The following is a 9872-nucleotide window of genomic DNA, read 5'->3' as shown; positions in this document are numbered from 1 at the left end:
GCCCTGCGTGTACGATCTGTTTCAACAATTCTTCCATTGTTTCTCACTAAAACTCCATCACCCTTTAACCTTGATAGCTTTAATACCGATCCTTTTGCAACTACTTGAGCCAGTGCTTCATTTTGAAGGGAAATGGAATCGACTTTTTTAACTGTTTCGTCCAAAGCCACTATTGTACTGTCTCGTTGAGTCCTGAACATTTCAGAAACAATTTGCAGGCTGTCAGCTCTTCTGAAAAGCATCTCTTTTTCTGATTTCAACCTGTTGATTTCATTACGATACCTTCTAATCAAGTCAACATTTGCCTGAGAGTCTTTAACAGAGTCAAGCAGACGTTCAATTCTGTCACGTGCTTCAAGTAGGTCTCTGTCTTTAACTTCATTTTCTTCAAGGGCAATGTTGTAATTTACCAGTAACTCCTCAAGTTCCTGCTCGATATCCATTTTTTGAATTTCAAGGTTTGTGGTGGTTTGCTGCGATTCCTGATATAGCATAATAGTAAAAACGGTTAAAGCAACAAGCAATAATGCCAGAATACCAATAAGCCATTTTAATTTCAGATCGTTATTTTTTTCTTCATCCATGTTGGTTGGTGTTTAAATTTGTATCTTGTTAAGGCAAAGCTAAAGTAGCTGAACAAATTTTATTAAGATGTTTAAGAAACTATAAATTGTATAAATTTTATGTTAAACATTTTTTTTCCAAAACTTTGCCGTGGTTGTGATAAAGAACTGCTCACCAACGAAGTTGAAATTTGCACCTTTTGCAGGCATCAATTGCCTCAAACAGCTTTTCATCATAACGGTAGCGATGAGTTGCAAAAAATATTTTACGGCAGGGTTCCGGTTGTGAACGCCACAGCATTATTTTACTTTCAAAAGAACGGTCTTACCCAAAAATTTGTTCACGCTTTGAAATACAAAGGTGCGGTAAATATAGGCAATGAATTTGGAAAATGGCTTGGGGAGGAACTAAAGCTTATTGATTCTTATAAAACAGTAGATGCAGTGGTTCCCGTTCCGTTACATAAAAAGAAACTCAGGCAAAGAGGTTACAATCAGGTAGAGGGTTTTGGAAAGGAAATAGCTGCAGCACTTGACGTTGCTTATATTGATGATGTTTTAATTAAAATAACGCCAACAAAATCGCAAGTATTTAAAGAACGTGTTGCCCGGATTTTCAGTCAGCAAGAAGTTTTTACAACTCAAAATGAGCAAAAAGTCAAAGGTAAACATTTGCTCATCGTTGATGATATTATTACTTCCGGTGCCACACTCGAGTCTTGTGCATCTAAATTACTACAAACAGAAGGTGTAAAACTGAGTTTTGCGGCAATAGCATTAACAAAGTGATATTTTTTGCATCTTTGCAGGATGAAAGGCAATTTTTTATACGTCATTTTTTTGTTGTTGTTTTCACTTTCGTTTATTGATTGTGCAAAACGCGGTAATCCGGAAGGAGGTCCTCGAGACACTATTCCTCCGGTGATTGTGAGATCTGTTCCCGAAAATTATTCCACCCATTTTAAAGAAAATGAAATCCGGATTCATTTTGATGAATACATCAAGCTGAAAAATCTTCAGCAACAACTCATTATTTCACCACCACTTGAAAATCCGCCAACCATAGAACCTTTTTCAACAGCAAGGTTTATTAGAATTGTTTTCAATGATACGCTAAGGGACAATACCACCTACAGTATTAACTTTGGCAACAGCATCGTTGACAACAATGAAGAAAACCCCTTTGAGTTTTTTAAATATGTGTTTTCAACCGGAAGTTATATTGACAGTTTGAAAGTGCTTGGCAGCATCAGTGATGCCAAAAACATTAAACCCGAAGAAAATGTCACGGTGATGCTTTATGAGGTGGATGAAAATTATACAGACTCCATAATATTCAAAAAGAAACCTTATTATGTATCCAATACTCAAAGAAATCCTGATTTTTTTTCCATTGAAAATATTAAGGAAGGTAAGTATCTTTTAATTGCCCTAAAGGACAACAACAATAATTACACCTTTGAGCCCAAGATGGATAAAATTGGTTTTGTGGATGGTTTTATTAACGTACCAACTGACACTACTTTTCACCTCAGCTTATTCAAGGAAATTCCTGAGTACAGATTTGTGAGAGCGTCATCGCTTAACAGCCAAAAAATTCAATTTGGTTTTGAAGGAGTGGGTGACTCTATCAAGATTGAGTTGCTATCAGAAACTTCTGAAGATTTCAGCTACACCTTGTTAAGAGAACCAAGAAAGGACACCCTGAACTATTGGTTTAGCCAAAAATTTGAAAGGGATTCATTGCTTTTTAAAGTTTCAAATTTAGATGTGGTTGACACTGTAAACGTGAGATTGTCCAAAGCCCCGGTTGATAGTTTAAATCTTTCGGCATTAAAAACAGGAGTCATAGCATTTGATGAGCTAGTAGAAATTGGTGCTAATACCCCCATTAAAACTATTATAAAGGAAAAGGTTGAAATCATTGATAAAGATTCAACTGAGGTAAATTTCAAAATGGACTTCAATCAGTTTCACAATATCATATTTATCGATTTTGAAAAAAAGGAACGCGAGGTTTACACCATCACATTTTTACCCGAGGCAGTCACCGACTTTTTTGGCGTTGTAAATGATACCATTACTTTTAAAACAAATACCAGAACAGTTGCAGATTATGGATTTTTGTCATTTTCAATAGTCAATCCAAAATCTTATCCCATCATTGTTCAGCTGGTCACTGAAAGGGGTGATGTGAGTAAAGAACAATATGCGCAAGATGGAGAAACCTCTTTTTATTTTGAAAACATCATAGCAGGAAACTACTATGTGAGAATCATCTATGACGAAAATGAAAACGGCAAATGGGACACCGGAAATTTTTTAAGACGTCAACAACCTGAAGAAGTCATTTATTTTCCAAAACTTCTTGACATCAGGGCGAACTGGACCTTAACCGAAACCTTTATATTGGAATAAAAAAATCCCGCGCAGGGCGGGATTTAATTTTTGTGTTTCACACGGCAAAACTTACATAGAAGCAGGATAAAGAGTGACGTAGCTTTTTGCTTTTACTGCAGGAAGGGTTGAGCCATATGTTGCATTGATGGCTTCCATAAATTTATTGGCTACAAAAGCATAACCTCTTGCTGTAGGGTGAACTCCATCCAGCGAAAAGGTACCTCCAAACACCAGACTGGCATTAAGCGTGTATTCATCAAATTGCACTCCGGTATCAGCAACTTCATTTAGTATAGCAAAAGCATCTACAATTGCAAGCCCACTTTGATTGGCCACATTTTCAATAATCGCATTAAATGAAGCAGTGGCAGTGATAACTTCCTGCTGTTCTTGAGGAACAAGCACCCAATTGTCAGCCAAAGGCACAGTGAGACCGTTGATTAATTGAGGGTTGTTGTTTACTGTGGTTCCAATAAAACCTGCAGCGGGGAGGACAATTAAATCTACAGAAGTAGTTTGTCTTAGCGAAGGTAGCCCTAATGCAGACAAGTCCTCAAGGTATTCATCTTCAATCACAACGGCATTTTGGCCTGCAGCAAAACTGATGGTTCTTGCCTGACGTTCAGTGCTGTCAATAAATCCGCCTCCTTCAGCCTGAGCCAGTCCTGCGTTATAAGGAGCATAAGCCTGATTCAACATAGCCGCAGTAGCTTCATCAAGTGGCACCGGGTTCCAGGGCACAGTGTTAAAATAGGGAATGGTCATTACGTTGGGAATGTTAGCCATCACCCCTTTGGCACCATTTGCTGCCAGGGCATCAACCATTCCGTTTAAAACTTGCGCAAAAACAGTAGGGTCTGTGATGTCGTTTCCACCATAGGTGGTTGGGTCAAAATTTCCTGCCTGGTTAACACCGGCACCACCACTGGTGGCATAACCGAGCACATCGTTATTTCCTGCCCAAAGCGAAAAGAAAGTGGCTTGTTGAGCTGCTGCGTCACCTAAAACGGTTGCATTGGTGCCACTTGCAAATCTAACATAATAAGGATTTGCTTGACCAATGGGAACACCGGCTACATTACCGTAACCGGGAGCTACAAAATGGAAACTTTTGGCACCCGGAATTCCAAAATTATTGAAAGGCCCGCTCAGTGGTGCAGTAATTTCAGTTGTGGGTGTACCCTCAACTCTAACCGGTGCGGAGCCGTTAAAGTACAATCTGTTAGCAACAATAACGTTTCCGCCAAGGGTCATTCCTCCTAAATTGTCATTCATAAGAGGTTGGTTAAACTCACCTCCACCCGCAAGGGCAAATTGACCTGCAAGTATATTTGGAAGAGAATTTTGCTGACTCGCTATAAACAAAGCCCCGTCAGTAAATCCGGCAGTCAGTGAGTTTCCAACAGTAACAAACTTTGAAAAGTCAGCTTCTCCTGAAACAACCACAATTGGTTCTTCATCGGCTGATGGGTCTCTTTCATCTGCTGTACAAGAGATAATCAAAGCTCCAAAACACAGCATTAACCATTTATATTTATTGATATTCATATCTGTAAATTTTATAGTTATTATAAATTGTTAATTGACAGGGATACATAGTATTGTGTGCCGATAAGCCCTGTTCCAAAAGCGGTAAAATATTCATTGTTTCCAATGTTTGCAGCACCCACTTTAAGGTTTGCTTTTAACACAGGAATGGTATAGTTGATTTGTGCATCAACAACTGCAAATGAAGGTACATGACCATCAGCAAAAGTGGCTTGCCATTCAAATGAGTCACTCCATCTATAGCTCACATTAAATCCAAGGTTTTTCACAACCTCAGTGCTTCCAAAGCTTGCTTTTACCCTGTGCTTAGGTGTATTGAAGCTGGTCCTGAAATCTGGCGCTGAAGCTTGGTCAAAATCTTCTTCGGCAAAGGTGTAATTTACATCAAGGTCAAAATTTCCAAATACCCTGGTGCCCAAACCAATGCTAGCTCCATAGGATTTCACATCAGCATCAGAGTTGGTGTAAGTTTGGAATGCTTTAAAGTCACCTTGTTGTAATGCAAGCAATGAAAGTGAATTGTCACCCACTTCACCATAAAGAGGTACAATAACAGTTTCATTTGAAATAAAGTCCTGATACTGGTTATAGTAACCGCTCAAGTCAACAATCACACGACCCAATCGAGCTCTGTAACCCACTTCAAAAGCAGTGACCTGTTCCGGCTTTACCAAATCCACATTTGCAGCCTCAGGTGCACCTGCGTTAACTGAATTTAAAGAAAATGAGTTTTCATAAGCATCTCTACCTGAAATGGTAGCTGTTGTGCTTCCGGTGGCTGCTGCCCCTGCTCCGCTAACTGGGAAAGTTCTTACATAGCGGTCTAAATTAGCTTCAGCAGAACCAACAAGTATTGCTCTTCCCACGTCAAGACCAATAAATAAATCCTGAGTAGTTGGATTTCTGAAACCGGTTTGGACCGATCCCCTGATGTTATGGTTTCTTCTTTCTCCTAAAGTATATCCGATAGAAAATCGTGGCGAGAAGTTGCCTTCAAACAACTCAGATTCGTCATAACGCACAGAACCTGTTAATCTTAATCTGTCGTCCACCAGTTTTTTCTGAACTTGTAGATAAGCACCATATTCATTATAATTAATGGGGCCATCATAATCAGTAAAAATGGTTCCGAAAGAGTTTAATTTATATTCCCTGAAAGAACCACCTACTTGAATTTCGGCAATGTCTGAAGTTAGGTGTGTAAAATTATAGTTGGCATCAACGTGCCGTATTTGTGAAGCGTCTTTAAATTGTGAACCTGTAGCTAAGTCTGGGTCGTTGGTAACTTTATTGAAAGCATTATTGAATGCATCAGAACCCGGCTCAAAGCGACCGGTATCAGCTTGTTGTCTGGCCAAAGCATGAGCCTGTTCTGGACTCATACCCATTAAGGTTCCCTGAATAAATGCACCTGCATATTCACCAAACCACTGAGAATCCGGTTTCCAAATTCTGTTGATGTTGATGCCCGTAAAGCGTGTGTCATAAGAATTTCCGGCACTTTCATCAGTAATGTAACCCCTCAGGAAGAAGTTGTCATTTTTGAATTCAAGTTTGTGTTGCTGAAGGAAGAAGCCTTTGATGGCGTATCTATTGGCTCCCTGATAAATGGTTGAACCCACACCAATTTTCCCTAAATAGCTTATTTCAAAATCGTTGCCCCAAGGCCTGTAATGTAATGCAGCGTCAAATTTTACGCTTTCTGCGTTGTAATCGACCAGGTCTTTTTCGTGATAACCGGTACGACTAACACTTTGGTTGGGCAAAAGGTTAACAGCGCCTCCGGGAATAATTCCCATATTAGCTAATGCCTGACCCACACCTCTAATGTTTGTGCTTACCTCGTCACCATAGATATTCAAACCGTCATAATTGGGGTGAGATCGGTCTCTGCCGGGGTTTAACACATCTACTTCGCTAACGGCATACCAATCAGTTCCTTTCAGGTAAGAGAAGTTTGCTTTTGCAGCAAATTTGTCAGAAAATTTCTTTGCAACACGCACTCCAAAATCGAAGAAACTATTATCGCCGGCCGCTTCTTGAGAGGTGATTCCTTGTTTATAATAAGCGCTGATGCCTTCAAAATCAAAAGGGTTTTTACTGGTCATAAACAAAATACCGTTGAATGCGTTTGCGCCATATAGTGCCGAAGAAGCTCCTGGAAGTAACTCGATGCTGTGAACATCAAGTTCGGTCATGCCTAAAAGGTTCCCTAAAACGAAGTTCAAAGCAGGGGCGGAGTTGTCCATACCATCAACCAGTTGAACAAAACGAGTATTTGCAAAGGTGGCAAAACCTCTTGTGTTGACTGATTGAAACGTTAAACTGTTGACGTTGATATCAACGCCTTTAAGATTTTCCAGACCACCGTAGAAGGTTGCAGCAGCAGTGTTTCTTATTTCTTTTAACCCGAATCTTTCAACCGTAACCGGAGATTCAAAAATTCGTTCAGGGGTTCTCGATGCTGAAACAACTATTTCATCTAATGAAGTGCCTTCGACCAGCACAGCATTGATTACCTGATTGTTAGTGGTCACCTGAAATGAGCGTGACCCAAATCCAATGCTACTAATCTCTACTGAAAATGGAGGATTTTGTGTGACAGTAAGTGTAAAATTACCGTCAAAATCACTTACAGTTCCTTGCGTAGTGCCTGTTGCGATGATGTTTGCACCAAGAATTGGCAATCCATTATTGTCCACCACACTTCCTGTAATTGTTGTTTGGGAATGAACAGAGAAACAGAATAAAAGAAGGAATAAAGGTAAAAATGTTTTCATATCATATGATTATTAATTAGCGATAACAATATAGCTAAATTTTATCAGATATGACAAAAAATATTTTTCCCAAAAGGTTTATTCCACGGTCACCGATTTGGCTAAATTTCGTGGTTGGTCAACGTTGCGATTGAGCAAGACGGCGATGTGATAGGAAAGCAATTGTAGCGGGATTGTTGTAACCAAAGGACTTAGCGACTCAGGGGTTTTTGGAACTTCAATAATATAGTCGGCCATTTCCTTTACGGTGGTATCGCCTTCTGTAACCACAGCAATGATGACTCCCTTTCTGGATTTGATTTCCTGAATATTGCTCACTACTTTATCATAGTGATTGCTGTTTACGGCAATTACAACTACCGGCATTTCTTTGTCAATAAGTGCAATTGGCCCGTGCTTCATTTCAGCAGCAGGATAGCCTTCGGCGTGGATGTATGAAATTTCCTTTAGTTTTAAAGCTCCTTCCAAGGCAACCGGAAAATTATAACCCCTTCCGAGATAAAGGAAATTTCGTGAATTTTTAAACACCCGGGCTATAGTCAAAATATGCTCATTTGACCCTAAAGCGGTATGGACTTTTTCAGGAATTAGCTCTAATTCCCTTAGGAAAATATTATAATCTCTGTAAGATACTGTTCCTTTTATGCTTGCAAGCTTAAGTGCAATCATGGTTAGAACGGTGATTTGCGTCGTAAATGCTTTTGTTGAAGCTACTCCAATTTCAGGTCCTGCGTGGGTATAAGTGCCGCTGTCTGTTTCTCTAGAAATTGTAGAACCCACAACATTGCAAATGCCATAAACAAAAGCACCTTTTGATTTAGCGAGTTTAATTGCGGCAAGAGTATCTGCGGTTTCACCACTTTGAGAAATGGCAATTACAACATCTTTTTCGGTGATAACAGGGTTTCTGTATCTGAATTCAGATGCATATTCAACTTCAACGGGAATTCTTGCCAGGTCTTCAAAAATGTATTCAGCAACAAGTCCTGCATGCCAGGAAGTGCCACAGCCAATGATTATGATGCGGTTGGCGTTTACAAATTTCTGAATGTGATCTTCAAGGCCACCAAGTTTTATAATGCCCTGGTCAGCTAGTAACCTTCCGCGATAAGTGTCTTTAATAACATTGGGTTGCTCATAGATTTCCTTGAGCATAAAGTGGTCATAACCGCCTTTTTCAATTTGCTCCAGATTTAATTGAAGTTCATGTATATAAGGTTCAACCAGAGAATCGTCTTTTATTTTTCTAATTTTTACCCCTTTGTGTCGTCTAATGACGGCCATTTCTTCATCTTCAAGATAAATGGCGTTGTTTGTGAATTCAATAAACGGTGAAGCATCGCTGGCAATAAAAAATTCTTTATCACCTACTCCAATAGCAAGTGGGCTTCCCAGTTTTGCAGCAACAAGTTCGTTGGGTTTGTTTTTGTCAAAAACAACAATGGCATAAGCTCCCACAACCTGATTTAATGCAATTTGGACAGCTTTGCCTAATTTTACATTTTCCTTTTTAATAACATCTTCAATCAGGTTGACCAATACTTCGGTATCAGTATCTGAAGTAAAGGTATATCCGCGTTTGATGAGTTCTTTTTTGATGGTATCATAGTTTTCAATAATACCATTATGGATGATGATAAGATCTCCGGAATTGGAATAATGCGGGTGTGAGTTTACATCATTGGGCACTCCATGAGTTGCCCAGCGTGTGTGACCTATTCCAAGATTTCCTTTTGAGGTTAATTCTTTTTTGGCTTTGTTGTCCAGATCGGCAACTTTACCTTTGGTTTTACTGAGCTGAATATTGCTTCCGTCATATATGGCAATCCCGGCACTGTCATAACCTCTGTACTCTAGGCGTTGCAGTCCCTTCATAATGATTGGATATGCATCTTTTTCGCCAATGTAGCCTACAATTCCACACATAAGTTATTAATTGTTAATTTCGGTGTAATAGATGTTCAACTTAATTCTTTTATCCGGATCAGGGTGGTTTGAACCATAGATGACCGTTCCTTCCGGTGAAATGACATTTGAAGTAGGGATTTTCTCTATGCCCGGTGGGGTGACATTCTGAAGATTCTGATTGGTTAAAACCCTGATATCCGGACTAACCACAAGCCCAAGTCTAACGTTTGTTGAATCTCTGTTAATCAAATTGCTGATGTGGCTGGTAATCCTAAAGCGGTAGCTCTCTCCATTGCCACTGGCATCTCTTTTTAATCTACCCAGATGGTTTGTTTTAAAATCAATCGGGTTTCCGGCCGGGGTGTTATTGTCTAGCTGATAGTCAATCAAGACCCTGTTGTTATTCAAATCATAGAGATAGAGCCTTTCTGGTTCAGATGAGCCTCCGTTTACCACATTTTTGTTAACTTGGATTGTAAGATTGGCTTCATTGATTAGCCATTTTTTACTTCTCAGGTTGTCAAGTTCGTCGGCAACGTTGTTTCCGTTTAAATCATTTCCAAACAGTTCAATTACCGTAACGGTTCCTGCGCCTCCTTTTATGTAGAGGTTTTCAGCACCGGCTGTATTGGGGTTGTTTAAAATTTCCTCAAGTTCGGGAGGCATATTGTTT

7 protein-coding genes are annotated in these 9872 nt (G+C 39.6%); 2 read left to right on the top strand and 5 right to left on the bottom strand.

Translation table 11 applies throughout. The features are described from left to right. Window positions 1-584 (bottom strand): DUF8429 coiled-coil domain-containing protein (locus AC6F75_RS05200; protein ID WP_500713890.1); only part of this gene is annotated, 584 nt, incomplete at its 3' end. A gap of 99 nt (window positions 585-683) precedes the next feature. Here AC6F75_RS05200 and AC6F75_RS05195 point away from each other — a divergent pair. Together AC6F75_RS05195 and AC6F75_RS05190 are read left to right on the top strand one after the other, a co-directional pair. Next, window positions 684-1352 (top strand): phosphoribosyltransferase family protein, encoded by a 669-nt coding sequence (locus AC6F75_RS05195; protein ID WP_500713889.1) that lies wholly within the window; start codon window positions 684-686, stop codon window positions 1350-1352. A 21-nt stretch (window positions 1353-1373) separates the two neighbouring features. Continuing rightward, window positions 1374-2981: an Ig-like domain-containing protein gene (locus tag AC6F75_RS05190; RefSeq protein ID WP_500713888.1), complete on the top strand. Its 1608-nt coding sequence runs from the start codon at window positions 1374-1376 to the stop codon at window positions 2979-2981. A gap of 51 nt (window positions 2982-3032) precedes the next feature. On the opposite strand, the gene AC6F75_RS05185 is transcribed toward AC6F75_RS05190, so the two are convergent. The 4 genes from AC6F75_RS05185 to AC6F75_RS05170 form a co-directional block, all read right to left on the bottom strand. Further along, the gene (locus tag AC6F75_RS05185; protein WP_500713887.1) at window positions 3033-4511 is read right to left on the bottom strand and encodes a G-D-S-L family lipolytic protein; all 1479 of its coding nucleotides are present in this window, start codon (window positions 4509-4511) and stop codon (window positions 3033-3035) included. Between the two features lie 20 nt (window positions 4512-4531). After that, window positions 4532-7291, bottom strand: a complete 2760-nt coding sequence (locus tag AC6F75_RS05180; protein ID WP_500713886.1) for a TonB-dependent receptor domain-containing protein — start codon at window positions 7289-7291, stop codon at window positions 4532-4534. Window positions 7292-7369: 78 nt separating this feature from the next. Next, window positions 7370-9217 carry a glutamine--fructose-6-phosphate transaminase (isomerizing) gene (gene glmS, locus AC6F75_RS05175; protein ID WP_500713885.1) on the bottom strand — a complete coding sequence of 616 codons (1848 nt, stop codon included), beginning with the start codon at window positions 9215-9217 and terminating at the stop codon, window positions 7370-7372. A 6-nt stretch (window positions 9218-9223) separates the two neighbouring features. After that, window positions 9224-9872, bottom strand: a 649-nt coding sequence (locus AC6F75_RS05170) for a DUF4270 family protein (protein WP_500713884.1), incomplete at its 5' end; no start/stop codon positions are given.

The organism is Planktosalinus sp., assembly GCF_059864935.1.
The sequence above is the reverse complement of the archived record's forward strand: the minus strand, read 5'-3'. Positions and strand labels throughout refer to the sequence as shown.